26 protein-coding genes and 1 pseudogene are annotated in these 25564 nt (G+C 70.1%); 17 read left to right on the top strand and 10 right to left on the bottom strand.

Annotation, left to right across the window (positions count from 1 at the left end; all coding sequences use genetic code 11):
* Positions 1-166 precede the first annotated feature (166 nt).
* From ACQQ2N_RS19630 to tadA, 13 genes are all read left to right on the top strand, one after another.
* Complete coding sequence (locus tag ACQQ2N_RS19630; protein WP_440223264.1) at positions 167-1177, top strand: N-acetylornithine carbamoyltransferase; 1011 nt, start codon at positions 167-169, stop codon at positions 1175-1177.
* A gap of 23 nt (positions 1178-1200) precedes the next feature.
* Positions 1201-1824, top strand: a complete 624-nt coding sequence (locus ACQQ2N_RS19625) for an FMN-binding negative transcriptional regulator (protein WP_440223263.1) — start codon at positions 1201-1203, stop codon at positions 1822-1824.
* 67 nt (positions 1825-1891) lie between these two features.
* Positions 1892-3088, top strand: a complete 1197-nt coding sequence (locus ACQQ2N_RS19620; protein ID WP_440223262.1) for an argininosuccinate synthase — start codon at positions 1892-1894, stop codon at positions 3086-3088.
* Between the two features lie 47 nt (positions 3089-3135).
* Positions 3136-3573 (top strand): GNAT family N-acetyltransferase, encoded by a 438-nt coding sequence (locus ACQQ2N_RS19615; RefSeq protein WP_440223261.1) that lies wholly within the window; start codon positions 3136-3138, stop codon positions 3571-3573.
* 20 nt (positions 3574-3593) lie between these two features.
* Complete coding sequence (locus ACQQ2N_RS19610) at positions 3594-4688, top strand: acetylornithine deacetylase (protein WP_440223260.1); 1095 nt, start codon at positions 3594-3596, stop codon at positions 4686-4688.
* Between the two features lie 124 nt (positions 4689-4812).
* Entirely contained in the window at positions 4813-6078 is a 1266-nt protein-coding gene (locus tag ACQQ2N_RS19605) for an acetylglutamate kinase (protein WP_440225807.1), read from the top strand.
* A 1-nt stretch (position 6079) separates the two neighbouring features.
* The gene (locus tag ACQQ2N_RS19600; protein ID WP_440223259.1) at positions 6080-6685 is read left to right on the top strand and encodes a GNAT family N-acetyltransferase; all 606 of its coding nucleotides are present in this window, start codon (positions 6080-6082) and stop codon (positions 6683-6685) included.
* Complete coding sequence (gene argC / locus ACQQ2N_RS19595; protein ID WP_440223258.1) at positions 6682-7632, top strand: N-acetyl-gamma-glutamyl-phosphate reductase; 951 nt, start codon at positions 6682-6684, stop codon at positions 7630-7632. Before ACQQ2N_RS19600 ends, argC begins: the two co-directional genes overlap by 4 nt.
* A gap of 55 nt (positions 7633-7687) precedes the next feature.
* Positions 7688-8986 carry an argininosuccinate lyase gene (gene argH / locus ACQQ2N_RS19590; protein ID WP_440223257.1) on the top strand — a complete coding sequence of 433 codons (1299 nt, stop codon included), beginning with the start codon at positions 7688-7690 and terminating at the stop codon, positions 8984-8986.
* Between the two features lie 20 nt (positions 8987-9006).
* Positions 9007-9240: a hypothetical protein gene (locus ACQQ2N_RS19585; RefSeq protein ID WP_440225806.1), complete on the top strand. Its 234-nt coding sequence runs from the start codon at positions 9007-9009 to the stop codon at positions 9238-9240.
* 15 nt (positions 9241-9255) lie between these two features.
* Entirely contained in the window at positions 9256-10416 is a 1161-nt protein-coding gene (gene proB / locus ACQQ2N_RS19580; protein ID WP_440223256.1) for a glutamate 5-kinase, read from the top strand.
* Between the two features lie 47 nt (positions 10417-10463).
* Positions 10464-11690 (top strand): MFS transporter, encoded by a 1227-nt coding sequence (locus tag ACQQ2N_RS19575; protein WP_440223255.1) that lies wholly within the window; start codon positions 10464-10466, stop codon positions 11688-11690.
* Positions 11691-11743: 53 nt separating this feature from the next.
* Positions 11744-12247 (top strand): tRNA adenosine(34) deaminase TadA, encoded by a 504-nt coding sequence (gene tadA, locus ACQQ2N_RS19570; RefSeq protein WP_440223254.1) that lies wholly within the window; start codon positions 11744-11746, stop codon positions 12245-12247.
* 4 nt (positions 12248-12251) lie between these two features.
* Here tadA and ACQQ2N_RS19565 read toward each other — a convergent pair whose 3' ends face one another.
* The 7 genes and pseudogenes from ACQQ2N_RS19565 to ACQQ2N_RS19535 form a co-directional block, all read right to left on the bottom strand.
* Positions 12252-13064: a cyanophycinase gene (locus ACQQ2N_RS19565; RefSeq protein ID WP_440223252.1), complete on the bottom strand. Its 813-nt coding sequence runs from the start codon at positions 13062-13064 to the stop codon at positions 12252-12254.
* A gap of 50 nt (positions 13065-13114) precedes the next feature.
* On the bottom strand, positions 13115-14008 hold the full coding sequence (locus tag ACQQ2N_RS19560; protein WP_440223251.1) for a hydroxymethylglutaryl-CoA lyase: 894 nt from the start codon (positions 14006-14008) through the stop codon (positions 13115-13117).
* Complete coding sequence (locus ACQQ2N_RS19555) at positions 14005-14643, bottom strand: hypothetical protein (protein ID WP_440223250.1); 639 nt, start codon at positions 14641-14643, stop codon at positions 14005-14007. The genes ACQQ2N_RS19560 and ACQQ2N_RS19555 overlap by 4 nt, the downstream gene beginning before the upstream one ends.
* A 110-nt stretch (positions 14644-14753) precedes the next feature.
* Positions 14754-15404 carry a hypothetical protein gene (locus ACQQ2N_RS19550; RefSeq protein ID WP_440223249.1) on the bottom strand — a complete coding sequence of 217 codons (651 nt, stop codon included), beginning with the start codon at positions 15402-15404 and terminating at the stop codon, positions 14754-14756.
* Positions 15401-17422: an acetyl/propionyl/methylcrotonyl-CoA carboxylase subunit alpha gene (locus ACQQ2N_RS19545; RefSeq protein ID WP_440225805.1), complete on the bottom strand. Its 2022-nt coding sequence runs from the start codon at positions 17420-17422 to the stop codon at positions 15401-15403. The genes ACQQ2N_RS19550 and ACQQ2N_RS19545 overlap by 4 nt, the downstream gene beginning before the upstream one ends.
* Positions 17423-17432: 10 nt before the next feature.
* Entirely contained in the window at positions 17433-17828 is a 396-nt protein-coding gene (locus tag ACQQ2N_RS19540; RefSeq protein WP_440223248.1) for a VOC family protein, read from the bottom strand.
* A pseudogene (locus tag ACQQ2N_RS19535) lies at positions 17825-18619 on the bottom strand (enoyl-CoA hydratase-related protein). The gene ACQQ2N_RS19540 and the pseudogene ACQQ2N_RS19535 overlap by 4 nt, the downstream one beginning before the upstream one ends.
* Before the next feature lie 375 nt (positions 18620-18994).
* Here ACQQ2N_RS19535 and ACQQ2N_RS19530 point away from each other — a divergent pair.
* The 4 genes from ACQQ2N_RS19530 to ACQQ2N_RS19515 are packed head-to-tail and all read left to right on the top strand — an operon-like array spanning position 18995 to position 23986.
* The gene (locus ACQQ2N_RS19530) at positions 18995-20281 is read left to right on the top strand and encodes an imelysin family protein (RefSeq protein WP_440223247.1); all 1287 of its coding nucleotides are present in this window, start codon (positions 18995-18997) and stop codon (positions 20279-20281) included.
* Between the two features lie 21 nt (positions 20282-20302).
* Positions 20303-21802 carry a di-heme oxidoreductase family protein gene (locus ACQQ2N_RS19525; protein ID WP_440223246.1) on the top strand — a complete coding sequence of 500 codons (1500 nt, stop codon included), beginning with the start codon at positions 20303-20305 and terminating at the stop codon, positions 21800-21802.
* Complete coding sequence (locus tag ACQQ2N_RS19520) at positions 21802-22881, top strand: imelysin family protein (protein ID WP_440223245.1); 1080 nt, start codon at positions 21802-21804, stop codon at positions 22879-22881. Before ACQQ2N_RS19525 ends, ACQQ2N_RS19520 begins: the two co-directional genes overlap by 1 nt.
* Entirely contained in the window at positions 22871-23986 is a 1116-nt protein-coding gene (locus ACQQ2N_RS19515) for a DUF1513 domain-containing protein (RefSeq protein ID WP_440223244.1), read from the top strand. Before ACQQ2N_RS19520 ends, ACQQ2N_RS19515 begins: the two co-directional genes overlap by 11 nt.
* 102 nt (positions 23987-24088) lie before the next feature.
* On the opposite strand, the gene ACQQ2N_RS19510 is transcribed toward ACQQ2N_RS19515, so the two are convergent.
* The 3 genes from ACQQ2N_RS19510 to ACQQ2N_RS19500 form a co-directional block, all read right to left on the bottom strand.
* A complete protein-coding gene (locus ACQQ2N_RS19510; RefSeq protein WP_440223243.1) occupies positions 24089-24493 on the bottom strand; it encodes a hypothetical protein in 405 nt (134 codons plus the stop codon).
* 145 nt (positions 24494-24638) lie between these two features.
* The gene (locus ACQQ2N_RS19505; protein ID WP_440223242.1) at positions 24639-25157 is read right to left on the bottom strand and encodes a demethoxyubiquinone hydroxylase family protein; all 519 of its coding nucleotides are present in this window, start codon (positions 25155-25157) and stop codon (positions 24639-24641) included.
* Between the two features lie 115 nt (positions 25158-25272).
* On the bottom strand, positions 25273-25533 hold the full coding sequence (locus ACQQ2N_RS19500) for a hypothetical protein (protein WP_440223241.1): 261 nt from the start codon (positions 25531-25533) through the stop codon (positions 25273-25275).
* Between the last annotated feature and the right edge of the window lie 31 nt (positions 25534-25564).

The raw sequence follows: 25564 nt of genomic DNA, 5'->3' as shown, positions 1-25564 counted from the left end.
CGCACCTCGCAGCGGGCATGACGTCGCGCGCGCGCCGACCGCAGGCCGTCATACCGGTCGGGTAGGCTGTCGCGCACGCGCAACCGTGCAGATGATCCGAAACCCGGCCCGCGAGCCGGGTTTTTTTGTGCTCCGATCCACCCACCGCCAACCCATGGGACCCACGATGCCTCGACATTTCCTGACCACGCAGGACTGGAGCCGCGCCGAACTCGACGACCTCCTCGAACAGGCCGCGCGCTTCAAGCAGTCGAAGCAGGGCAAGGCCCTCGAGGGCAAGGCGATTGCGCTGCTGTTCTTCAATCCGTCCATGCGCACGCGCACGAGCTTCGAGCTCGGCGCGCACCAGCTCGGCGGCAAGGCCATCGTGCTCGCACCGGGCAAGGATGCGTGGCCGATCGAGTTCGACGTCGGCACCGTGATGGACGGCGACACCGAGGAGCACATCGCCGAAGTCGCGCGCGTGCTGAGCCGCTACGTCGACCTGATCGCGGTGCGCGCGTTCCCGAAGTTCCAGGACTGGTCGGTCGACCGCGAGGACCGCGTGATCCACGCGTTCGCGCGCTACGCCACGGTGCCCGTCATCAACATGGAGACGATCACCCATCCCTGCCAAGAGCTCGCCCACATCCTCGCGCTGCAGGAGCACCTCGGCACGAAGGACCTGCGCGGCCGCAAGTACGTGCTGACCTGGACCTACCACCCGAAGCCGCTCAACACGGCGGTCGCCAACTCGTCGCTGCTCATCGCGACGCGCTTCGGCATGGACGTGACGCTGCTGTGCCCGAACCCGGACTACCTGCTCGATCCGCGCTACATGGAGCACGGCCGCGACAACGCCGCGCAGAATGGGGGCTCGCTCAAGGTCAGCCACGACATCGAGGACGCCTATCGCGACGCCGACGTCGTCTACGCCAAGAGCTGGGGCGCGCTTCCGTTCTTCGGCCGTTGGGAGCAGGAAAAGCCCGTGCGCGAGGCGAGCAAGCACTTCATCGTCGACGAGGCCAAGATGGGCCTCACGAACAACGGCCTGTTCAGCCACTGCCTGCCGCTGCGCCGCAACGTCAAGGCGACCGACGCCGTCATGGACTCGCCCGCGTGCATCGCGATCGACGAGGCCGAGAACCGCCTGCACGTGCAGAAGGCCATCATGGCCACGCTGGCCGGGCAGGGCTGATCCGGATTCCGAGCCCCCGCGCGATGTACCTGCCCGCCGCCTTCCGCGAGTCCCGCGAGCCTGTGCTCGAGGACCTCGCACGCGCGCACCCTCTCGCGACCCTCGTGAGCCTTGGGCTCGACGGACTCTCGGCAGAACACGTGCCGCTCGTGTGGGCGGATGGCGTGCTGCGTGGACATGTCGCGCGTGCCAACGCGATAGCGGACCTCGACGGAACGCCGGTGCTCGCGATGTTCCACGGACCGGAGGGCTACGTCAGCCCGAACTGGTACCCGGGCAAGGCCGCGACGGGACGCGAGGTGCCGACGTGGAACTACGCGGTCGTGCACGTACATGGCGTCCTGCGTGTCGTGGACGACGCGGCCTGGCTGCGGGATGTGCTCGGTGAGCTGACCGATGTCCACGAGGCCGGCGAACCGCAGCCCTGGTCGATCGACGATGCTCCCGAGGATTACGTGCAGGCATTGCTTCGCGCGATCGTCGGCATCCGGATCGAGCCGTCCCGCATCGAGGGCAAGTTCAAGCTCGGCCAGAACAAGCCCGTCGAGACCGTGCGTCGCGTGGCCGAGGCGCTCGAGCGCCGGGATGGCCGGTCCGATGCCGCGCTCGCCGCATTGACCCGACAGGCACTCGAGGCGCGTGCATGACCGGGACTGCCCGCTCCGATACGTTCTCTCCCACTTTTTTCGCTTGATCGATTTCCAGGACCCCATCATGAGCCAAGACATCGTCCTCGCCTTCTCGGGCGGCCTCGACACGAGCTTCTGCGTGCCCTACCTCAAGGAGAAAGGCTACGCGGTCCACACGGTGTTCGCCGACACCGGCGGCGTCGACGACGCCGAGCGCGACTTCATCGAAAAGCGCGCCGCCGAACTCGGCGTCGCCAGCCATCGCACCGTCGACGGCGGTCCGTCGATCTGGAACGGCTTCGTCAAGCCGTTCGTGTGGGCCGGCGAGGGCTACCAGGGCCAGTACCCGCTGCTCGTCTCGGATCGTTACCTCATCGTCGACGCCGCGCTCGCGCGTGCGGCCGAACTCGGCACGAAGGCGATCGCGCACGGCTGCACCGGCATGGGCAACGACCAGGTGCGCTTCGACCTCGCCGTCAAGGCGCTCGGCGACTACACCATCGTCGCGCCGATCCGCGAGATCCAGAAGGAACACACGCAGACGCGCGCCTACGAGCAGAAGTACCTCGAGGAGCGCGGCTTCGGCGTGCGCGCCAAGCAGCAGGCCTACACGATCAACGAGAACCTGCTCGGCCTGACCATGTCGGGCGGCGAGATCGACCGCTGGGAAGCGCCCGGCGAAGGTGCGCGCGGCTGGTGCGCGCCGCGCGCCGAGTGGCCCGAGGCACCGTTGTCGGTGACGCTCGCGTTCGTCGAGGGCGAGGCCGTCGCGCTGGACGGCGAGAAGCTCGCCGGCGAGAAGATCCTCGCGAAGCTCAATGCGCTGTTCGCGCCCTACGGCGTCGGCCGCGGCGTCTACACGGGCGATACCGTGATCGGCCTCAAGGGCCGCATCGTGTTCGAGGCGCCGGGTCTCGTCTCGCTGCTCGCCGCGCATCGCGCGCTCGAGGACGCGGTGCTGACCAAGCAGCAGAACCGCTTCAAGCCCGATGTCGCGCGCAAATGGGTCGAGCTCGTCTACGAAGGCTTCTTCCACGATCCGCTCAAGAGCGATCTCGAGGCGTTCCTGAAGTCGTCTCAGGCCAAGGTCAACGGCGAGGTCGTGCTCGAGACGCGCGGCGGCCGTGTCGACGCGGTGGCCGTGCGTTCGCCGCACCTGCTCAACGCGAAGGGCGCGACGTACGCGCAGTCGGCCGACTGGGGCGTCGAGGAGGCCGAGGGCTTCATCAAGCTGTTCGGCATGAGTTCGACGCTGTACGCGCAGGTCAACGGCGGGCGTTGATCGCGAACGATCTGCAGCGGGGAGTAGGGACAGGCGAAGGCCGGACCATGACGACGCTCGACATCTCCACCGACAAGGCGCGCCTCGACCTCGACGTGATCCACGGCTTCCTGGTCGAGGCCTACTGGTCGCGCGGCATCCCGCGCGACACGGTCGCGCGCGCGATCGACGGCTCGCTGTGCTTCGGCGGTCACGTCGACGGTGCGGGGCAGGTCGCGTTCGCGCGCGTGGTGTCGGACTTCGCGACGTTCGCCTACCTCGCCGACGTGTTCGTGCTCGAAGCGCATCGCGGGCGCGGCTACAGCACGCAGCTGATGCACGCCATCATGGCGCATCCGCAGCTGCAGGGCCTGCGTCGCTTCATGCTCGCCACGTTCGACGCGCACGGCGTCTACGCGCGCCACGGCTTCGCCGCGCCGGCACGCCCGGATCGCCTCATGGAAAAGCTCGACATGGATCTCTACACCCGCGCGATCGTGGACTGAAGTACGAAACCGGACCGCCCATGACGACCCTGCTCGACAGCACGCTCGCCCACCTCGAACGCCTCGTGTCGTACGACACGCGCAACCCGCCGCGTGCGATCACGACCGGCGGCATCTTCGACTACCTGCGCGCGCAGCTGCCCGATTTCGCGATCGAGGTGATCGACCACGGCGCCGGCGCCGTGAGCTTTTACGCCGTGCGCGGCACGCCGACGATACTGTTCAACGTGCATCTCGACACCGTGCCCGACTCGCCGCACTGGAGCGCCGACCCGCATGTCATGCGTCGTCTCGACGACCGCGTCGTCGGCCTCGGCGTCTGCGACATCAAGGGCGCAGCCGCCGCGCTCGTCGCGGCCGCACAGGCCGGCAGCGGCGACGCGGCGTTCCTGTTCTCGACCGACGAGGAAGCCAACGATCCGCGTTGCATCGCGGCGTTCCTCGCGCGCGGCATCCCGTACGAAGCCGTGCTCGTCGCCGAGCCGACGCGCTGCGAAGCCGTGCTCGCGCACCGCGGCATCAGCTCGGTACTCATGACGTTCGCGGGCCGCGCCGGACACGCCTCCGGCAAGCAGGATCCGTCGGCGAGCGCGCTGCACCAGACCATGCGTTGGGGCGGCAAGGCGCTCGATCACGTGGACTCGCTTGCGCACGCGCGCTTCGGCGGCCTGACTGGCCTGCGCTTCAACATCGGCCGTGTCGAAGGCGGCATCAAGGCCAACATGATCGCGCCGGCCGCCGAGCTGCGCTTCGGTTTCCGGCCGCTGCCGTCGATGGACATCGACGAGCTGCTCGCGACGTTCGCCGGCTTCGCCGATCCGGCCGCCGCGTCGTTTGCCGAGACCTTCCGCGGACCGAGCCTGCCGTCGGGCGATATCGCGCGCGCCGAGGAGCGCCGTCTTGCCGCACGCGATGTCGCCGACGCCTTCGACCTGCCGATCGGCAACGCGGTCGACTTCTGGACCGAGGCCTCGCTGTTCTCGGCCGGCGGCTACACCGCGCTCGTCTACGGGCCAGGCGACATCGCGCAGGCGCACACCGCCGACGAGTTCGTGATGCTCGAGCAGCTCGAGCGTTACGCCGCCACCGTGCACCGCATCATCAACGGCGTGTGACGCCGCGCGCCCTTCCGCATCCGGCGTCCGCGCCGGCCGATTTCCCTTCGATGACCCGACGCCCGTGAACGTTCCCGCCACCCACCTCCAGACCCGCCAGACCATCGTGCGCCTGCTTTCGAGCATGGCCAGCGCGAAGGAGATCAGCCAGTACCTCAAGCGCTTCTCGCAGCTCGACGCGAAGCGCTTCGCCGTCGTCAAGGTCGGCGGTGCGGTGCTGCGCGACGAACTCGACGACCTCACCTCGTCGCTCGCGTTCCTGCAGGAGGTCGGCCTCACGCCGATCGTGCTGCACGGTGCGGGTCCGCAGCTCGATGCGGAACTGTCGGCCGCAGGCATCGAGAAGCACACCGTCAACGGCCTGCGCGTGACCTCGCCCGAGGCGCTCGCGATCGTGCGCAAGGTGTTCCAGTCGTCCAACCTCAAGCTCGTCGAGGCGCTGCAGCAGAACGGCGTGCGCGCGACCTCGATCACCGGCGGCGTGTTCGAGGCCGACTACCTCGACCGCGACACCTACGGCCTCGTCGGCGAGGTCAAGGCGGTCAACCTCGCGCCGATCGAGGCGAGCCTGCAGGCCGGCTCGATCCCGGTCATCACGAGCCTCGGCGAGACGCCGGCCGGGCAGATCCTCAACATCAACGCCGACTTCGCCGCGAACGAACTCGTGCGCGAACTGCAGCCCTACAAGATCGTGTTCCTGACCGGCACGGGCGGCCTGCTCGATGCCGACGGCAAGGTCATCGATTCGATCAACCTCTCGACCGAGTACGAGCACCTCGTCGCGCAGCCGTGGATCCACGGCGGCATGAAGGTCAAGATCGAGCAGATCAAGAATCTTCTCGACAAGCTGCCGCTCGAGTCGTCGGTGTCGATCACGCGCCCGGCCGATCTCGCCAAGGAGCTGTTCACGCACAAGGGCTCGGGCACGCTCGTGCGCCGCGGCGAGCGCGTGCTGCGCGCGACGCGCTGGGACGAGCTCGACCTCGTGCGCCTGCGAGCGCTGATCGAGTCGAGCTTCGGCCGCACGCTCCTCGACGACTACTTCGAGCGCACGACGCTGCTGCGCGCCTACGTCAGCGAGAACTACCGCACCGCGGTGATCCTCACCGACGGCGACGGCATGACCTACCTCGACAAGTTCGCGGTCTCCGACGACGCGCAGGGCGAAGGCCTCGGCCGCGCCGTGTGGAACGTCATGCGCGAGGAGACGCCGCAGCTGTTCTGGCGCTCGCGCCACCACAACCAGGTCAACATCTTCTACTACGCCGAATCCGATGGCTGCTTCAAGCAGGAGAAGTGGAAGGTGTTCTGGTACGGCATGGACGATTTCGAGCAGATCAGCCACTGCGTCGCGCACTGCTCGACGCGTCCCGCGACGCTGGTCGGCTGACGTGCACGACACCGATGCCCGCTGGCGCGAGGTGCCGACGCTGCGCGGCCGCCACGCCTCGCTCGAGCCGCTCACGCCCGAGCACGCCGAAGCGCTGGCACGTGCGAGCGCGGACGGCGCGCTGCACGAGGCCTGGTACACGAACGTGCCGGCGCCGGGCGACGTCGCCGCCTACATCGACAAGGCACTCGCCGCGCAGGCGCGTGGCGAGGCGCTCGCGTTCGCCGTGCGCGATGCCCGCGGCGAGGTGGTCGGAAGTACGCGCTGCTACGACCTCGAACCGTCGGTGCCGAACCTCAAGATCGGCTACACGTTCTACGCGGCGCGTGCGCAGCGCACCGGCCTCAACACCGAGGCCAAGCGCCTGCTGCTCGGCCATGCGTTCGAGGTGCTCGGCTGTGCGAGCGTGTCGTTCGAGACGAGCTGGTTCAACCACGCCTCGCGCAACGCGCTCGCGCGCCTCGGTGCGAAGCAGGACGGCGTCCTGCGCCACCACAAGCGCCACGCCGACGGATCGCTGCGCGATACCGTCGTGTTCTCGATCCTCGATGCCGAATGGCCGGCCGTGCGCCGCCATCTGCACGCCTTGCTGGAGCGCCACGCATGAGCACTTCTCCGACCCTTGGCATCGTCGGCGCACGCGGCCACACGGGCGCGGAGCTGATCCGCCTCGTCGCCGCGCATCCGCAGTTCACGCTCGCCTTTGTGTCCTCGCGCGAGCTCGACGGCCAGCGCGTCGCCGATCACAGCGATGCCTACGCGGGCGAGCTGCGTTACGAGAACCTCGATGCCACCGCAGTCGCTGCCAAAGGCGTCGACGCGGTCGTGCTCGCGCTGCCGAACGGCAAGGCCGCGCCGTACGTCGAGGCGCTCGACGCGGCCGCTCCCTCGACGCGCATCGTCGACCTCTCGGCCGACTACCGCTTCGACAGCCGCTGGTACTACGGCCTGCCCGAGCTCACGCGCGGCCGCTACGCGGGCCAGGCGCGCATCAGCAACCCGGGCTGCTACGCGACCGCGATGCAGCTCGCGATCGCGCCGCTGCTCGATGTGCTCGCGGGACCGCCGCAGTGTTTCGGCGTGTCGGGCTACTCGGGTGCGGGCACCACGCCGTCGGACAAGAACGATCCGGAGCTGCTGCGCGACAACCTCATGCCGTATGCGCTGACCGACCACATGCACGAGCGCGAGGTCTCTGCGCAGCTCGGCGTGCCGGTCGAGTTCATGCCGCATGTCGCGCCGCATTTCCGCGGCATCACGATGACGGTCAACCTGTGGCTGAGCCAGCCCATCACGCGCGACGCCGTGATCGCGCGCTACCGCGAGCGCTACGCGGGTGAACGCCTCGTCGAGGTGATCGACGAGGTGCCGTGGGTCAGCCGCATCGCGAACCGCCACGGCGTGCAGATCGGCGCTTTCACGATGGCGCCGGGCAACCGCCGCGTCGTCGTCGTCGCGACGCTCGACAACCTGCTCAAGGGCGCGGCGACGCAGGCGATGCAGAACCTCAACCTCGCATTCGGCTTCGACGAGCTGAACGCGATTCCGGCCTGATCGGGCCGTTCCCTACTTTCACTCGATGCGCGGGCAGGCCCGCGGAGCAACCGACATGGCAGAGCTGTTATGGCAGAAACCCGGCGTCGAGGTCGACGCGGGCATCCAGGCCTTCCTCGCGGGTGACGACGTCATCCTCGACCGCGAGTTCTTCCTGCACGACATCGCCGCGAGCAAGGCGCATGCGCAGGGCTTGCAGCAGATCGGCATCCTCTCGTTCGACGAGCTCTCGGGCCTTTCGCACGAACTCGACCTGCTCGCCGAGGATTTCCGCGCCGGCAGCTTCGTGCTCGACGCGCGCTACGAGGACGGCCACTCGGCGATCGAGGCGCGCCTGACCGAGCGCCTCGGCGATGCCGGCCGCAAGATCCACACCGGGCGCAGCCGCAACGACCAGATCCTCGTCGCGACGCGCCTGTGGCTCAAGGAGAAGCTCGCGCGCGTCGGCGAACTCTCGCGCATCGTCGCCGGCATCGCGCTCGGACGTGCCGAGGCCGAGAAGGACCTTCCGATCCCCGGCTACACGCACCTGCAGCGCGCCGTCGTGTCGTCGGCCGGCATGTGGTGGGCCGGCTGGGCCGAGGCCTTCCTCGACGACGCGATGCGCGCCGACGACACGCTGCGCCTCGTCGACGCGAATCCGCTCGGCACCGCCGCGGGCTACGGCGTCAACCTGCCGCTCGCGCGCGAGCATGTCACCGCCGAACTCGGCTTCGCGCGCTTGCAGGTGTCGCCGATCTACGCCCAGCTTTCGCGCGGCAAGTTCGAGCTCGCCGCGCTCGAGGCACTCGGCAGCGCGACGCTCGACCTGCGCCGCCTCGCCTGGGATCTCTCGCTGTTCACGGCCGCCGAGTTCGGTTTCGTGTCGCTACCCGCGCAGTACACGACCGGCAGTTCGATCATGCCGAACAAGCGCAATCCCGACGTGATCGAACTCATGCGCGCCACGCACGCGAGCGTCGCCGCCGCGCGCATCGAGATCGAGCAGCTGCTGTCGCTGCCGTCGGGTTACCACCGCGACCTGCAGGCCAGCAAGGGCGCGATCTTCCACGGCTTCGGCCGCGGTCTCGCCGCGCTGGAACTGCTGCCGGCGCTGCTCGCGAGCCTCGAATGGCGCAGCGAGCGCATGCGCGCGGCGATCGATTCGGGCATGTACGCGACCGACGTCGCGGTCGAGGCCGCGGTCGCCGGCGTGCCGTTCCGCGAGGCCTACAAGGCCGCTGCGGCCGGTGCCGACACGGCCGGGCAGGGCAGGACGCCGGAAGGCAGCCTCGCCGCACGCGTGTCGCCCGGTGCCGCGGCCGACCTGCAGCTCGACGTGCTGCGCGCGCGTCTCGAAGGCCTGTCCTCGTGACCGTGTACCTCGTGCTCGCGATGCGCAAGCCGGACTTCCCGGAATCGGTGATCGCGCCGCACCGCGCCTTCATCGCCGACCTGCGCGAGCGTGGCCTGCTCGAGCGCAGCGGCGGCTTCGGCGACGGCAGCGGCGGCGCCTACATCCTGCACAACGTCGCCGACCTCGAGGCCGCGCGTGCGATCGTCGCGCGCGATCCGCTCGTGCTCGAGGACGCCTCCGAGCTCACCGTTCACGCCTGGCACACGCACTGATCTCTGGATGATCCGATGACGCCGCCCGTCGCCACCACCGCGTTCACCGAGCAGGCCTTGCCGACGTGGCGGCGCGCCGTGCTCAAGGTCGGCAGCAGCCTGCTCGCGGCCGACGGCGGTGGTCTGAGTCCGCGCCACGCGCTGGGCCTCGCGCAGTTCGTCTCGGCGAGCCTCGCCGCGGGGCGCGAAGTCGTCATCGTGTCGTCGGGCGCGGTGGCCGCGGGACGCGCGATCGTGCCGAAGGTCGTCGAGGCCGGCGCGCCGATGGCCGCGCGCCAGGCGCTCGCTGCGCTCGGCCAGGCCCAGCTCATCGGGCTCTGGCAGCGCTTCTTCGAGCGGCCCGTCGCACAGGTGCTGCTGACTCACGACGACCTGCGCAACCGACGCCGTTACCTCAATGCGCGCGCGACGCTCAACGAGCTGCTGCGCCTCGGCACGCTGCCGGTCGTCAACGAGAACGACACGGTCTCGGTCGACGAGCTCAAGCTCGGCGACAACGACAACCTCGCCGCGATCGTCGCCGCGCTGGTCGACGCCGAGGTGCTGTTCATCGCGACCGACATCGACGGCCTGTACACGGCCAATCCGCGCACGGATCCGACCGCGCACCCCGTGCACGAGGTCGCCGCGGTCACGCAGGAAGCGTTCGCGATGGCCGGCGGCACCGGCAGCGCGGTCGGCACGGGCGGCATGCGCACCAAGCTCGAGGCCGCCGCGAAAGCCGCCTCTGCGGGCATCGAGACCGTGCTGTTCAACGGCACGCGCGGCGACACGGTCGGCGCGCTCGCGCAGGGCCGGCTCGTCGGTACGCGCCTGCTGGCCTCGCGCACGCGCCTCGCCGCGCGCAAGTACTGGCTGCGCCACGTGCCGCCGGTGCCGGGCCGGCTCGTCGTCGACGACGGTGCGCTGCGCGCGCTGCGCGACAGGGGCGCCTCGCTGCTGCCCGGCGGCGTCGCCGGCATCGAGGGCGATTTCGCGCGCGGCGACATGATCGAGATCGCAAACGGCGACACCACGGTCGCACGTGGCGTCACGCAGTACTCGGCCGCCGACGTACGCCGCATCGCCGGGCGTCGCTCGCACGAGATCGACGCGCTGCTCGGCTACCACTATGGCGAGAGCGTCGTGCATCGCGACGACCTCGTGCTGCTCGTCGATCCGATTGATAGCAAATAAGAATCATTCGCATTAGAGTCGACAATCCGTTTCCCAGAGCTCGACCCATGGCCGACATGCCGGCGCCCGCCGCCGCATCCCCCGAGACGATCGACACCTTGCCGCTGCGTCCGCTGGTCGTCGCCTACATGGCGTGCACGATGGCGATGATGGCGTTCGTCGCGATGATCGGTCCGGTCGTGCGCATGCTCGGCCTCGCGCCGTGGCAGGCCGGTGCGACCGTGACCGTGGCCGGCGTGCTGTGGATGCTGCTCGCGCGGCCGTGGGGACGCGCCTGTGATCGCCACGGCCGGCGCGCCGTGCTGCTCGCCGGCACGGCGGGGTTCGCGGTCAGCTACCTCGTGCTCACCGCGGTCATCGACGTGTCGCTCATGCTGCAGCCCGGCGCGCTCGTCGCGTTCGCGGCGCTGATGCTCGCGCGCGGCGCGATCGGCGTGTTCTACGCGGCGATCCCGACCGCGGGGACCGCACTCGTCGCCGATCATGTCGCTCCCGCACGCCGCGCCGGCGCGATGGCCACGCTCGGCGCCGCCAATGCGGTCGGCATGGTTGTGGGCCCCGGCATCGCCGCGCTGCTCGCGCCGTTCGGTCTGCATGTGCCGCTGTACGCGATGGCCGTGCTGCCGATCATCGCGCTCGTCGCGACATGGCGTTTCCTGCCGCGCGATCGGCCGGCGTCGACGCGCGCGCCCGCGACGCTGCCGCTCGGCGAACCGCGTCTGAGGCACGCGCTCGTCGTCGCGTTCGTCGCGATGGCCTGTGTCGCGATCGCGCAGATCACGGTCGGCTTCTTCGTGCTCGATCGTTTCGGCCTCGAACCCGGCGACGGTGCGCGCATTGCCGGCATCGCGCTGACCGTGGTCGGCGTCGCGCTGATCCTGTCGCAGCTTGTCGTGCGCCGGCTCGGATGGCCGCCCGCGCGGCTCGTGCGCATCGGTGGCGCGGTCGCTGCGCTAGGATTCGCGAGCACCGCACTCGCGACCTCGCCGATCATGCTGTGGGCGAGCTATTTCGTCGCCGCGGCCGGCATGGGCTGGGTGTTCCCGGCGTTCTCGGCGCTCGCCGCGAATGCGGTCGAGCCGCACGAGCAGGGCGCCGCGGCGGGTTCGCTCGGCGCCGCGCAGGGGCTCGGCGTCGTCGTCGGTCCGCTCGCGGGCGCGTCGCTCTACGGGCTGTCGCCGTCGCTGCCGTACCTCGTCGTCGGCGTCATGCTCGCCGCGGTCGCGGCCTGGCCGGCGCGCTCGCGCCCTTCGCCGGCGAACGTCACGGCCTGATCCTTGCCGCGTGCTGTGGCACCATCGGCGCCCCGCGAACGCCCGCTGCGCCGATGTCCGAGTTCGAGTCCGAAATCCCGCCTGCCGTACCGGCCTCTGTGTTCGACGACGCGGACCGGCACTGGATGCAGCGTGCGCTCGCGCTCGCCGGGCAGGCGCGTGACCTCCACGATGAGGTGCCCGTCGGCGCCGTGCTCGTGCGCGATGGGGAGCTCCTCGGCGAAGGCTGCAACCGCAACATCACGCTGCACGATCCGAGCGCGCACGCCGAGATCCTCGCGATGCGCGAGGCCGGCGCGCGCGTGTCGAACTACCGGTTTCCCGGTGCGACGCTGTACGCGACGCTGGAGCCGTGCGCGATGTGCGCGATGGCGATCGTGCATGCACGCGTCGCACGCGTCGTCTACGCGGCGACCGATCCCAAGACCGGCGCCGCCGGCAGCGTGTTTGACACGCTGGTGTCGACGCGCCACAACCACCGCGTGATCGTCGAGTCGGGCCTCTGCGCCGACGAAAGCGGCGACATGCTGCGCGCGTTCTTCCGCAGCCGGCGCTGAGGCGTCAGCCGATCGGACGGCGGAAATCGAGGTCGTAGCGGCCGCCGCCGGTCAGCGAGTGCAGGCGCAGGTTGGTGATGCGGATCGGCGCGCCGTGGTCGAGCTCGGCCGCATTGGAGTCGGCCATCTCGCTCGGGTCGATCACCGTGATGCCGCCTGCGCCGATCACGTCGAGCACGTTGTCGGGGCCGATCACCGCGAACGTCGCCGCGTCGATGCCGAGGCCGAGCGCGAACGGATTGAGCGCGAGCGCGGCGAGCAGGCGGCCGAGGCGGTCGCTGGCGTGGCCGCCCTGGTCGATCACGACGCGGTTGGTCAGGCCGAGGCCCGGCGCGAGAGAGGCGCCGCCCATGTGCGGGGTCGGACCCGGTGCACCGGCCGCGAGCATGTGCTCGCACAGCACCGCGGCGGCGGCGCCGATGCCGCATACGGCCATGCCGTCGGCGTTGCGACGGCGCAGCAGGCGCGCGAGCGTGGTGCCGCCGATCAGCGTGCTCAGGCGCAGCGGCTGGCTGGCCTGCAGCATGACGAGATCGGCCTGCTCGACGACGTCGAGCAGCTCGCGCTGCTCGGCGTTCGCGCGTGTCGCGAGCACGTAGCGGTTGACCGCCGTGCAGCCGGCGCCGAGCAGCAGCGTCTCGAGCTCGATGTCGTCGTCCTCGGCGGTGTCGGGTGCGGACACGAGCACGATGCGCGGCGCGTCGCCGAGCGGCGCGACGACGCGCGCGAGCAGCGGAGGCGTGCGCTGGTTGGCCGGCAGTTCACCGCAGGCGATGATGGCGCCACGGGTGCGTTCGGGGGCGAGTTTGGCGGGCACGCGGGCTCTCCGTCGGGGTTCGCGATCTTAGCAGCGTGCGGTGGCGCGTCTCAGACGCCGGCGCGCGCGACCTTGCTCGAGGTCTCGCGGCCGAGCTGCGCCGACAGCCACAGGCCGGTCTCGACGAGCTTCGGAAGGTCCACGCCGGTCGCGATGCCGAGGCCTTCGAGCATGTAGACGACGTCCTCGCTGGCGACATTGCCGGTGGCGCCGTTCGCGTACGGGCAGCCGCCCGTGCCCGATACCGCGCTGTCGACCACGGCGACGCCCTCCTCGAGGCAGGCGAGGATGTTCGCGAGCGCCTGGCCGCGCGTGTCGTGGAAATGCACCGCGAGCGCTGCGATCGGCACCTCGAGCGCGACCGCGTGCAGCATCGCGCGCGCCCTGGCCGGCGTGCCGATGCCGATCGTGTCGCCGAGCGAGATCTCGTAGCAGCCGAGCGCGTGCAGGCGCTGCGCGACGCGCACGACATCGGCGACCGGCACCTCGCCCTGATAAGGGCAGCCCAGCACCGTGGAGACGTAGCCGCGCACCTTGACGCCGTCGGCGCGCGCACGCTCGAGCACGGGGCGAAAACGTTCGATCGACTCGTCGATGCCGGCGTTCGTGTTGCGGCGGTTGAACGCCTCGGAGGCGGCCGTGAACACGGCGACTTCCTGCGCGCCGACCTCGCGTGCGCGCTCGTAGCCCTTCTCGTTCGGCACGAGCACGGGGTAGGCGATCGCAGGATCGCGCGTGATGCCGGCGAACACCTCGGCCGCGTCGGCGAGCTGCGGGATCCACTTCGGGCTCACGAAGCTCGTCGCCTCGATCGTGCGCAGGCCCGTGCGCGAGAGCCGATCGATCAGCTCGATCTTGGTCGCCGCGGGAATGATCGCCTTCTCGTTCTGCAGGCCGTCGCGCGGACCGACCTCGACGATGCGGACGCTGGCAGGCTGGCTCATCGGGACCTCTTCGCGCCGAGGCGCTCGCGTTCGTAGGTGGGCAGGTCGCGCGGATCGCGCGCGAGCACGAGCGGCTTGCCCTCGGCGAAGATGGGTTCGCTGCGCAGGATCTCCAGTACGCGTTGCGGATCGCCGCGCACGAGCGCGTGCACCTCGTTGCCGTCGCGGTCGACGCTGCCCGACAGGCGGCCGTCGCCGATCAGGCGCGCGACACGCGCGGTGTCTACGAGATCGATCTCGAGCCGCGCACCGTCAATGCGATAGCGCGCGACGAAGAACGCCTTGGCGAGCCCGTGCCCGACCGGCTTGATGCTCGCGACGCCGCGCAGCTGGTCGTCGGCGACGACGACGTAGTCGGTGCCGCGGTCGTGCACGAAGTTGAGCGGGATGTGCACGGGCTTGAGCGGCCCGCCGCGCTCGGGTTCCTCGAGCAGCAGGAAGCGACAGTCCTTGTCGACGAGGAAGCCCGGCGCGGCCTCGTCCTGGCGCGAGGCCGGATCGACGTCGAGCCAGAGGCCTTTCCATCGCGCATCGCAGGCGTCGATCGCGGTGCCGGGCGTCGACGCGAAACGCGTCTCGACGCAGCCGCCGAGCAGCAGGAAGGCGAGGGCGAGCGCGGCGAGGCGAAGGGTCATCGGGTGGCCTTGACGTGCAGAAACATGATCATGCTGATCGGGATGGCGTTCAGCACTTTGGGATGTTCGATGGACCTGGGCCGAATGAAGCGAGGATCGGGAGCTTGGCGTCATGGCGCGTCACTCGTGTCGACACCGTCATCCGACTTCGGGATCGAGTCCACTCGGGTCAGGACGATCGCGGGATCCGCGGCGAACATGTCGGGTCGCAGTACCAGCCTCGCCATGGCCGATGTATCACCCTTCACCACGTTTTGCACGAAGCCGTGATGGTTTCTCGGTGACCGTCGGTCACGTGGCGGGACGACTGCCGTCCCCTCGATCTCGCCGTTGCGAAGCATGCGCGAGACGGCTTCGTCGTCGACAAAATGAAGCTCGATGCGGTCGTGCTTCGTCGCAAGGCGCAGATACACGAACGGATACGCCTCGTGTTCGGCGAACATGGATTCACCCTCGTCGTCGAACAGTTCGACGGCGACGACATCGAACCCGGCGATGCGTGCGGCGTGCAGCGCCATCGAGAAACGGTGCTGCTCCACGCCATTCTCGAAGTAGTCGATTCGAGAGCAGCCCTCGTGGATGACGGCATGCATCGAGTCGTCGGAGCGACCACTCTCGTGTGAGTCCTGCAAATCCATGTGCCATGTGCCGACCCATCGCGCGTCGCACGATCGGGTATCGGCTGCCGGCAACGACTCGAACAGCGTCCTCTGGCATGCCGCAAGCCCGACGAACAGCAGCGCAGCGAGAACGAGCCTCACGCGCCTTCTACCGCCTCGAACCGCACGAGCACCGCGTCGGCTTCGACGAAGTCGCCGACGGCGGCCTGTACCGCGGCGATCGTGCCGGCGCGCGGGGCGCGCAGCGTGAGTTCCATCTTCATCGCTTCCATGACGAGCACTTCCTGGTTCTCGGCGACGACGTCGCCCGGCGTGGCCTTGACGACGACGATGCGGCCCGGCATCGGCGCGACGATGCGGTCGGACTGCGTCGTCGACGTGGCCGCGAACACGAAGGCGGGCGCGTGTTCGAACGCGTGGCGGCGCGTGCCGTCGTGCACGACGACGCGCCTGGCATCGGCGAACACGCGGTGGCGCGCACCGACACCGTCGTAGCGCGCGGAGAGGCCGCCGTCGACGAGGCGTGCGCCATCGACCTCGACGTGCGCGTCGCCGAGGTCGAGCCGGTAGCGGCCGTCGGCGCCGTGCGCGGCGACTTCGAGGCGCTCGCCGTCGCGCAGCAGCGCGACGATGCGCTTGCCGGCGTGGCCGAGACGCCAGCCGTCGGCGCGTGCCCACGGCGAGTGCGGATCGGTGCCCGTGCGCGCGGCGTCGATCGCGGCGCGTTCGCCGTCGAGCAGCGTGGCGACGACGGCCGCGGCGAGGTCGAGCGGCAACGCGGATGCGGCGTCGCCGCTGGCCCCGACGAACGCGTCGAGATGGCGGTCGAGGTAGCCCGTGTCGATCGTGCCGTCGACGACCGCGGCGTGACGCACGAGGCGTTCGAGGAACGCGACGTTCGATTTCGGGCCGACCACGTCGACCTCGGCGAGCGCGTCGCGCATGCGCTGCAGCGCGGCGGCGCGGTCGATGTCGTGCACGATGAGCTTGGCGATCATCGGGTCGTAGAAGATCGTCACCGCGTCGCCCTCGACCACGCCCGAGTCGATGCGCACGTGGGTGGACGGCGGCGGCAGGCGCAGCGTCTCGAGCACGCCCGAGCCGGGCAGGAAGCCCTGGTCGGGATCCTCGGCGTAGAGGCGCAGCTCGATCGCGTGGCCACGCGAGGCGACCGGGCCGTCGAGCAAGGCCGGCGGCAGCGCTTCGCCCGCGGCGACGCGCAGCTGCAGTTCGACGAGGTCGAGCCCGGTCACGAGCTCGGTCACGGGATGCTCGACCTGCAGGCGCGTGTTGATCTCCATGAAGTAGAAATCGCCTTGCTGGCCGACGATGAACTCGACCGTGCCCGCGTTGACGTAGTCGAGCGCGCGCCCCGCAGCGATCGCGGCCTCGCCCATGCGCGCGCGCAGCTCCGGCGTGACGAACGGCGAGGGCGTTTCCTCGAGCACCTTCTGATAGCGGCGCTGCGCGGAGCACTCGCGCTCGTTGAGGTGGACGACATGCCCGTGCGCGTCGCCGAAGATCTGGAACTCGATGTGGCGCGGGCGCTCGACGTAGCGTTCGAGCAGCACGCGGTCGCGGCCGAACGCGTTGCGCGCCTCGCGCTGGCAGGATTCGAGCGCGGCGCCGAACTCCTCTGCTGCGCGCACGATGCGCATGCCCTTGCCGCCACCGCCGTAGGCGGCCTTGATCATGAGCGGGAAGCCGATGCGCCCGGCCTCGCGCGCGAGCAGTGCGGGATCCTGGTCGTCGCCCGTGTAACCCGGCACGACGGGCACGCCGTGCGAGGCCATGAGGTCCTTGGCGCCGGCCTTCGATCCCATGCGGCGCATCGAGGCGCCGGACGGGCCGATGAAGCACAGCCCGGCCGCTTCGACCGCATCGGCGAAGTCGGCGTTCTCCGAAAGGAAGCCGTAGCCCGGATGGATCGCCTGCGCGCCGGCGGCGCGCGCGGCGTCGAGGATCGCGTCGCCACGCAGGTACGATTCGGCCGGTCGCGGTCCGCCGATGTGGCGTGCGTCGTCGGCGAGGCGTACGTGCTGCGCGTCGGCATCGGCATCGGAATACACCGCCACCGTGCGGATGCCGAGGCGGCGGCAGGTGCGGATCACGCGGCAGGCGATCTCGCCGCGGTTGGCGATCAGGACCGTGTCGAACAAGAGCATCGCGTCATCCTTCCGCAAGGTGGCAGACGGCTTCGACGTTGTGCCCGTCGGGATCGAGCACGAAGGCGCCGTAGTAGTCGGGGTGGTAGTGTGGGCGCAGGCCCGGTGCACCGTTGTCGCGCCCGCCCGCGGCGAGGGCCGCGGCGTGGAACGCGTCGACGGCCGCGCGCGTCGGCGCCGTGAACGCGACGTGCACGCCGCCGTGGCGCGCCTCGCCGTCGCCGATCCAGAAAAACGGCTTCTGCGCGGTGCCGAAGCCGACGTGCGCGCCCGCGCCGCTCTGCTCGGGCGTCACCTGCATGACCACGGCGAGGCCGAGCGGTGCGAGCGCCTGCGTATAGAACGCGGTGCTGCGTGCGACATCGACGACCGCGAAACCCACGTGGTCGAGCCCGCTCACGAGGCGCGCACCCAGGACGGGGCACGCTTGTCGAGGAACGCGCCGAGGCCTTCCTGGCCCTCGGGCGATACGCGCAGCCGCGCGATCAGTGCGGCGTTCTCCCGGTCGAGCTGGTGCGCGCCTTCGGCGTCGATGCCGGCCGCGCGCAGTGCGAGGCGCTTGGCCTCGTCCTGTGCGACCGGACCGCACTTGCCGAGCATGTGCAGCACGCGATCGACCTGCTAGTCGAGCGCGTCGCCGGCGACGGCGTCGTGCAGCAGGCCGATGCGGCGCGCCTCGGCGGCATCGAACACCTCGGCGCTGACGAAATAGCGGCGCGCCTGGCGCAGCCCGATCGCGGCGACGACGTAGGGCGAGATCACCGCGGGCACGAGGCCGAGCTTGGCCTCGGACAGCGAGAACTTGGCGCCGTCGACGCCGATCGCGATGTCGCAGCACGCGACGAGGCCGACACCGCCGCCGTAGGCCGAGCCGTTGACGCGCGCGACGGTCGGCTTGGACAGGAAGTTGAGCGTGTGCATGAGGCGCGCGAGGCGCAGCGAGTCCTCGCGGTTCTCGTCCTCGCCGGCCGCGGCCATGCCGCGCATCCAGTTCAGGTCCGCGCCGGCCGAGAACGTACTGCCACGGCCCGTCAGCACGACTGCGCGCACGCTCGCGTCGCTGTCGACGCGCTCAAGCATCGCCGTGAGTTCGGCGATCAGCGCCGCGTCGAAGGCGTTGTGCACGTCGGCCCGATCGAGCGTGAGCCATGCCGTGCTGCCGCGGTGTTCGATATGGACCGGTCCGGTCATGCGCGCGCCACCTTGCGAAGGGGCCGCCATGATAGCCGGGCCGTCCGCGGTGTTCGTGTGCGGTCGCGGCATGAACGCTCGCGCACGACTCGGGCTGCCGCGCAAATCACCCTGTCACGATGGCCACCCCTCGTCGGCGTCGTACCTTCGAACGTAAGCGAGCTGCCCCTCTCCCCTCGCGGGAGAGGGGTTGGGGAGAGGGGGCGGGCGCGGGACAAGCAGTCGATCTCACGCGATGTCGTCCAGCCGTCCCGCTCCACGCGCGCCACCCTGCGCGCATGCGGTCGACACGGGCGATCGTCTACAATCGGCGGCCCTTTCCCGCGTGCCGCCGTCGCCCCGCACGCCATCGCCTGTCGAGGATGACCCATGCGGATGCCGTTTGCGCTCCTGTTCCCGTTTGCCGCCGTGTTCGGTGCGGCCGATGCCGTCGCCGCCGAAGCGGACCCCAAGGCCAAGCCCGTCTCCGAGGCGGCCGTCGTGACCACCTACGCGGACATCGCGCTGGCCGGCTACGAAGATGCGCTCTCGAGTGCGAAGGCACTGCAGAAGGCCGTCGACGCGCTCGTCGCCAAGCCCGGTGCGACGACGCTCGCCGCCGCGCGCAAGGCCTGGATCGACGCCCGCGTGCCGTACATGCAGACCGAAGTGCTGCGCTTCGGCAATCCGGTCGTCGACGCCTGGGAAGGCCGCGTCAACGCCTGGCCGCTCGACGAAGGCCTCATCGACTACGTCGATGCCTCGTACGGCAGCGAATCCGACGCCAACGCGTGGTTCACCGCCAACCTCATCGCGAACCCGAAGACCAGGGTCGGCGGCCGCGACGTCGACGCGACCACCATCACGAAGGAGCTGCTCTCGGACACGCTGCACGAGATCGGCGGCATCGAGGCCAATGTCGCCACGGGCTATCACGCGGTCGAGTTCCTGCTGTGGGGCCAGGATCTCAACGGCACCGGCAAGGGCGCCGGCAACCGCCCCGCGACCGATTTCGACACCAAGGCCTGCACGGGCGGTCATTGCGATCGCCGCGTCGCCTACCTGACCACGGTGACCTCGCTGCTCGTCGACGATCTCGTCGAAGCCGTGGCCGACTGGAAGCCCGGAGGCAAGGCACGCGCGCACGTGCTCGCGGGCGGCGCCAAGGCGGGGCTGTCGGTGATGCTGACCGGCATGGGCAGCCTGTCCTACGGCGAACTCGCCGGCGAGCGCATGAAGCTCGGCCTGATCCTGCACGACCCCGAGGAGGAGCACGACTGCTTCTCCGACAACACGCACCATTCGCACGCCTACAACCAGGCCGGCATCCGCAACGCCTACCTCGGCCGCTACGTGCGCACCGACGGCAAGGCCGTCGAAGGCCCGTCACTGTCGGATCTCGTCAAGGCCAAGGATCCCGCGCTCGATGCCGAGATGCGCGCCAAGCTCGACGCGACCACCGCGGCGATGACCGCGATGGTCAAGCGCGCCGAAGGCGGCGAGGCCTACGACCAGATGATCGGGCAGGGCAATGCCGCGGGCAACGCGGTCGTGCAGGCCGCGATCGATCGCCTCATCGAGCAGACGCGCTCGATCGAGCGCGTCGTCACCGCCCTCGGGCTCGGCGCGATCGAGATCGAAGGATCCGACAGCCTCGACAAGCCCGAGGCCGTGTTCCAGTAATCGACAACGCGGCCGGCCCCGATGCGTCGTTCGCTCGTACTCGCCGGCCTGTTCGCCGCGGTGTCCGTGCACGCCACGGACGCCACGCGCGCCGACCTCACCGACGAGGACCGCGCGCGCGTGCGCCGCATCACCGCGCCGGCGATCACGTTCGACGCGCCCGAACCGTTCGAGACGCTGCCGGGCGGCGGCTCGACCGTGCGCGAGAAGCTCGTCACGCGCGACATCTTCTCGTTCCCGTCGGCGAACCTCGATTTCGAGGCACGCCAGCGTTTCGCGGTCGGCAACGGCCTGTTCCGCAAGGACTGGGTCTCGGCGCCGTCGTCGACGCAGGCCTCCGACGGCCTCGGCCCGCTGTTCAACGCGCGCTCCTGCCAGGGCTGCCACATCAAGGACGGTCGCGGCGTGGTGCCCGAGGCCGACGAGCCCGCGGTGTCGCTGTTCCTGCGCCTGTCGGTGCCGCCGCGCTCGCGTGCCGAGAAACGCGCGCTCGCCGAGCGCCGCCTCGCCGCGATCCCCGAGCCGACCTACGGAACGCAGCTGCAGAACTTCGCCGTGCCCGGTGTCGCCGCCGAGGGGCATATGCGCATCGACTGGACCGAGGTGTCGGTCGCGCTCGCCGGCGGCGAGACCGCCACGCTGCGTCGCCCGAGCTACCGCGTCGAGGACCTCGGCTACGGCGCGATGCGCAAGGACGTCATGCTGTCGCCGCGCATCGCCGCGCCGATGATCGGCCTCGGCCTCGTCGAAGCGATCCATGAGGACGACATCCTGGCCCACGCTGCGCGCAAGGACGATCCCGACGGCATCGTCGGCAAGCCGTCCTACGTGCGCGATCCCGCGTCCGGCGCGCTCGTGCTCGGCCGCTTCGGCTGGAAGGCCGGCCAGCCCGCCGTGAAGCCGCAGGCCGCGCACGCATTCTCGGGCGACATGGGCTTGTCGACGCCGCTGCTGCCCGACCACTGGGGCGACTGCACGACGAAGCAGAAGGCCTGCCGCGCTGCACCGCACGGCGCGCAGCCCGCGTTCGGGCCCGAGGAAGTGCCCGGCGACCTGCTCGATTTCGTCGCGTTCTACTCGACCCACCTCGGCGTGCCCGCGCGGCGCGGCAGCGACGATGCGCAGGTGCTCGCCGGCAAGCAGCTGTTCTACGAGGCGCGTTGCGCGAGCTGCCACGTGCCCAAGTACGTGACGCGGCGCGACGCCGCCGATCCCGCGCACCGCTTCCAGCTGATCTGGCCGTACAGCGATTTCCTGCTGCACGACATGGGCGAAGGCCTCGCTGACGACCGCCCCGAAGGCGACGCGAACGGCCGCGAATGGCGCACCCAGCCGCTGTGGGGCGTCGGCCTCGCCACGACCGTCGACGCGCGCGCCACCTTCCTGCACGACGGCCGCGCACGCACCGTGCTCGAGGCGATCCTCTGGCACGGCGGCGAGGCGCAGGCCGCGCGCGATCGCGTCGTCGGCATGACCCCGGCGCAACGCGCCGACCTGATCCGTTTCGTGGAGTCCCTCTGATGCGCCTGCCGCACGCGATCCTCGCGCTCGTCCTCGCCGCCGCCGGCACCGCCGTGCACGCTGCCGACCTCTCGGCGCTCGGCCAGCGCTGGCGCGACGACACGTTCCGCCCCGCGACGGCCGGTTTCGTCAAGGCCGCCGACGCCACCCACGAGGCCTTGCGCGCGTACTGCGCCAAGCCCGGCGAGGCGACGCGCGCCACGGTCGCGACGCGCTTCGACGCGCTCGCCGAAGCCTGGGGTCACGTCGAGGTGCTGCGCTTCGGCCCGCTGGTCGAGGCCAACCGCTTCGAGCGCGTGTTCTTCTTCCCCGATCCGCGCGGCCTCGTGCAGCGCCAGGTGTCGGCGCTGCTCGCCGCGGCCGATCCGGCCGTGCTCGAAGCCGGCGCGCTCGCCTCGCGCAGCGTCGGCGTGCAAGGCATCCCCGCGCTCGAACACGCGCTGTTCGCGGGCGAGGCCGCCACGCAGATCGCCGCAGCCGACGAGCCTGGACGTTACCGCTGCGCCTACGCGACCGCGGTCGCCGCACAGCTCGGCACCACCGCGCGCGAGATCGACGCGGGATGGTCGGACGCGAGCGCGCTCGCGCGTGCGTTCGCGAAGCCCGATGCCGCGAGCGCGTTCTACCGCACGCCGCAGGAAGTCGCCGCCGAGACGCTCAAGGCGATCTCGGGCAGCCTGCAGTACGTGCGCGACATCAAGCTCGCTCCGGCGATCGGCGACACGAACGAAACCGCACGTGGCCATCGTGCCCCGCTGTGGCGCAGCGGCGCGACGCGGGCGCTGCTGCGCGGCAACGTCGCCGGCGTGCGCGATCTCGTCGTCGCCGCACGCTTCGACGAGGTCGTCGCGGCCGACCAGCGCTGGATCGCGGCCTCGCTGCGCGACGAGGCCGGCCGCGTGCTCGAGGACATCGACGCGGTCACGTTGCCGTTCGATCGCGCCGTGATCGATGCCGACGCACGCGAGCGCCTCGTGCACGCGCTGTTCGTGCTCAAGAACATGAAGAGCATCACCGACGAGTTCCTCGCCGCGGCGCTCGGCGTCAACATCGGCTTCAACGCGTTCGATGGCGATTGACCGGCGCGGCTTCGTCACGGCGATCGGCGGCGCGCTGCTCGCCGCGCCGTGGCTCGCGCGTGCCGCGAGCGTCGCGACGCCGACGCGCTATGTCGCCGCGCGCCAGCGCGACGGCCGCCACGAGGTCGCCATCGTCGACGGCGACGGTCACGACCTGCACGCGTTCGCGTTGCCGGATCGCGGCCACAGTTTCGCGATCGACGCGCCGCGCGGACGTGCCGTCGCGTTCGGTCGCCAGCCCGGCTTCTTCGCGCTCGCGTTCGACCTCGACGGCCGCACGCCGCCGCAGCGCCTGCCGCTGCCCGACGGGCGTCATTTCTTCGGCCATGGCGCGTTCTCGGCCGACGGACGCCTGCTCTACGCGACCGAGAACGATTTCGAAGGCGAGCGCGCCGTCGTCGGCGTCTACGATGCCGCAGCCGGTACCGGCTGGCGCCGCGTCGGCGAATTCGACTGCGGTGGCATCGGTGCGCACGAACTCCTGCTCATGCCCGACCGCCGCACGCTGTGCGTCGCCAACGGCGGCATCCTCACCCATCCCGACTACGGCAAGCTCGAGCTCAACCTCGACACGATGGCACCGTCGCTGGCTTACCTCGATGCGCGTGACGGCCGCCTGCTCGCACAGGTCGCGCTCGCGCCATCCCTGCACCAGCTGTCGATCCGCCACCTCGCACTCGCGGGCGACGGCGCGGTCTGGTTCGGCTGCCAATACTCCGGCCCGGCCGCCGACCGTCCCGCACTGGTCGGACGCCATCGCCGCGGTCACGCGCCCGAACTGTTCGCCGGCCCCGACGAGCTGCTGCGCGACCTGCGCAACTACGTCGGATCGGTCGCCGCGAACACGCGCGGCGACGTCATCGCGACCTCGAGCCCGGTCGGTGGCCAGGTCGCGTTCTGGGATGCCGCGAGCGGCCGCAGCCTCGGACGCATCATCCGTCCCGACGGCTGCGGCGTCGCGGCGCACGGGCAGGGCGCCTTCCTCGTCAGCGACGGCCACGGCGCGATCGTCGAGGCCGGCCCGGAGTCGAGCCTGCGTGCATTGCGCGAAGGCGCCGAGGCGCTCGCGTGGGACAACCATCTGAGGCTCGTGCCGGCCGGCTGAAAGATGCAGGGGCATCCGGCGATCTGTCGGGAATGCTTCGGGTGTCCTCGCACATCGGGCGAACGTCGCGCGACGCGCGTCCAGCCGCTTCGTGTCTCGCCGTCAGGGCAGGCACGTCCCCGATACGCCACCGGCCGGCGGGATCGGCAACCCGTCCTTCTCGACGTGGTAGTACAGCGACACGATCTTCCAGTCGTCGCCGAGGCGGTAGAGCTGCACGCTGTTGATGCCCGTGAAATCGGGTTTCGTGGAGGCCTTGTCGCGCCGCGACTCGACCACGCTCGTGACCGTCGCGAAGCGGTCGTAGGCCTTCACGTCGCGAGCGATCTCGCATTCGTGGAAGGCCTTGCCGCTGACGGCGCCCTGCGAGGCGATGAACTCGGCGGCGCTCGACGCGCGCAGCGCCGGTGCGCCGTCCTTGTAGACGCCGCCGAAGATCACGGCATCGTCGTGGAAGAGGCGACGCAGCGTGATGGTGTCCGCGGCGGCACCTGCTTCGTGGGACATGGCTCTCCACAGTACCGAGACGGCTTGCCCGGGTGTGGACGAGCCGGCCGACGCAAGCGACGGTACCGCGATGAGCCACATGATCAATCGCGTGGCGGAACCTTTGTAACCTGATGAGCTCATCGCCGTTGCCTCATGATCGACGTCAGAGTCGCATGCCGAGCCAGATAACGGTTTCCGTTGCCGAGGAGACGATCGGTTTGAGGATCTTCTGCCACGCATCCCCGTGGTTCAGTTGCGCAGCGCCGTGATCGTGGTGTGCCTGTTCTTCGTCGATGATGCTTTCGATCGCCTCGACGGCGGGTGGATCCGACGTGCCCAGATCGCGAATCTGCTGTTCGAGATGCCTGAGTACGACCTCTTCCACCGCAGCGGTCGTCGCGGCGATCGCCTTGCGGCCAAGCATTCCCGTCGCGAGCCCGAGAAACCAGCCGCCGAAACCGCAGAGCATGTAGCTTCGACATCGACGACATCCTCGACGTTCAAGCTCCGCGGCGAAGATCGCATGGTGACGCTGCTCGTGCTCGCGGAACTCGCGGAGTTGACCGACGACGTCCGGTGCAGTCCATCGGGCCATCGCGATCTGGCCACTGTAGATGCAGATCGCGCCGTGTTCACCAGCATGATTGACCTTGAGGATGCGATCTCCCAACGGGCGCTTCATCGTCGGCATCGCTTCCGCTCGAACTCCTGGGGATTCTCATGCGTCTGGCACTCCTCTGATGAGCAGATGCATGTCGTGCACCGCTGGAGAGCACCGCACATCACGTTCTTGTTCCTCAAGCGAAGATGCGCCAGAGATTCCATCCTCCGACACCGGTCATGGCCGCTGCCATCACGAGTCCCAATGGGATCAGTGATTCTCTCGCCATGCTGGTCGCGCGATCGATGCCGTACTTGTCGACCCAGGCTACGGCTTTGTGGCTCCGCTTCATGTAATCGCGAAGAGCCTCCTCGCTGCGCAACAGGATGACGTTCCGGATGCCGAAGTAGAAGCCTCCCAGCAAGAGCAGGAGGTTGAGGACGAGAGCTTGGCTCATGGCGTTCCTTCGCTGCCGGGTTGGCGCCGTA

Origin of the sequence: Dokdonella aquatica, assembly GCF_051987395.1 — a bacterium.
Taxonomy (GTDB): Bacteria; Pseudomonadota; Gammaproteobacteria; order Xanthomonadales; family Rhodanobacteraceae; genus Dokdonella.
Note: the sequence above shows the minus strand (reverse complement) of the source record. Positions and strands in the feature narration are given on the sequence as shown.

Excerpts from the sequence above, each read along its gene's own strand:
- ACQQ2N_RS19630 (WP_440223264.1), top strand. The coding sequence starts at position 167 with ATGCCTCGACATTTCCTGACCACGCAGGACTGGAGCCGCGCCGAACTC.
- ACQQ2N_RS19625 (WP_440223263.1), top strand. The coding sequence starts at position 1,201 with ATGTACCTGCCCGCCGCCTTCCGCGAGTCCCGCGAGCCTGTGCTCGAG.
- ACQQ2N_RS19620 (WP_440223262.1), top strand. The coding sequence starts at position 1,892 with ATGAGCCAAGACATCGTCCTCGCCTTCTCGGGCGGCCTCGACACGAGC.
- ACQQ2N_RS19615 (WP_440223261.1), top strand. The coding sequence starts at position 3,136 with ATGACGACGCTCGACATCTCCACCGACAAGGCGCGCCTCGACCTCGAC.
- ACQQ2N_RS19610 (WP_440223260.1), top strand. The coding sequence starts at position 3,594 with ATGACGACCCTGCTCGACAGCACGCTCGCCCACCTCGAACGCCTCGTG.
- ACQQ2N_RS19605 (WP_440225807.1), top strand. The coding sequence starts at position 4,813 with ATGGCCAGCGCGAAGGAGATCAGCCAGTACCTCAAGCGCTTCTCGCAG.
- argC (WP_440223258.1), top strand. The coding sequence starts at position 6,682 with ATGAGCACTTCTCCGACCCTTGGCATCGTCGGCGCACGCGGCCACACG.
- argH (WP_440223257.1), top strand. The coding sequence starts at position 7,688 with ATGGCAGAGCTGTTATGGCAGAAACCCGGCGTCGAGGTCGACGCGGGC.
- ACQQ2N_RS19585 (WP_440225806.1), top strand. The coding sequence starts at position 9,007 with ATGCGCAAGCCGGACTTCCCGGAATCGGTGATCGCGCCGCACCGCGCC.
- proB (WP_440223256.1), top strand. The coding sequence starts at position 9,256 with ATGACGCCGCCCGTCGCCACCACCGCGTTCACCGAGCAGGCCTTGCCG.
- ACQQ2N_RS19575 (WP_440223255.1), top strand. The coding sequence starts at position 10,464 with ATGGCCGACATGCCGGCGCCCGCCGCCGCATCCCCCGAGACGATCGAC.
- tadA (WP_440223254.1), top strand. The coding sequence starts at position 11,744 with ATGTCCGAGTTCGAGTCCGAAATCCCGCCTGCCGTACCGGCCTCTGTG.
- ACQQ2N_RS19560 (WP_440223251.1), bottom strand. The coding sequence starts at position 14,008 with ATGAGCCAGCCTGCCAGCGTCCGCATCGTCGAGGTCGGTCCGCGCGAC.
- ACQQ2N_RS19555 (WP_440223250.1), bottom strand. The coding sequence starts at position 14,643 with ATGACCCTTCGCCTCGCCGCGCTCGCCCTCGCCTTCCTGCTGCTCGGC.
- ACQQ2N_RS19530 (WP_440223247.1), top strand. The coding sequence starts at position 18,995 with ATGCCGTTTGCGCTCCTGTTCCCGTTTGCCGCCGTGTTCGGTGCGGCC.
- ACQQ2N_RS19525 (WP_440223246.1), top strand. The coding sequence starts at position 20,303 with ATGCGTCGTTCGCTCGTACTCGCCGGCCTGTTCGCCGCGGTGTCCGTG.
- ACQQ2N_RS19520 (WP_440223245.1), top strand. The coding sequence starts at position 21,802 with ATGCGCCTGCCGCACGCGATCCTCGCGCTCGTCCTCGCCGCCGCCGGC.
- ACQQ2N_RS19515 (WP_440223244.1), top strand. The coding sequence starts at position 22,871 with ATGGCGATTGACCGGCGCGGCTTCGTCACGGCGATCGGCGGCGCGCTG.
- ACQQ2N_RS19510 (WP_440223243.1), bottom strand. The coding sequence starts at position 24,493 with ATGTCCCACGAAGCAGGTGCCGCCGCGGACACCATCACGCTGCGTCGC.
- ACQQ2N_RS19505 (WP_440223242.1), bottom strand. The coding sequence starts at position 25,157 with ATGAAGCGCCCGTTGGGAGATCGCATCCTCAAGGTCAATCATGCTGGT.
- ACQQ2N_RS19500 (WP_440223241.1), bottom strand. The coding sequence starts at position 25,533 with ATGAGCCAAGCTCTCGTCCTCAACCTCCTGCTCTTGCTGGGAGGCTTC.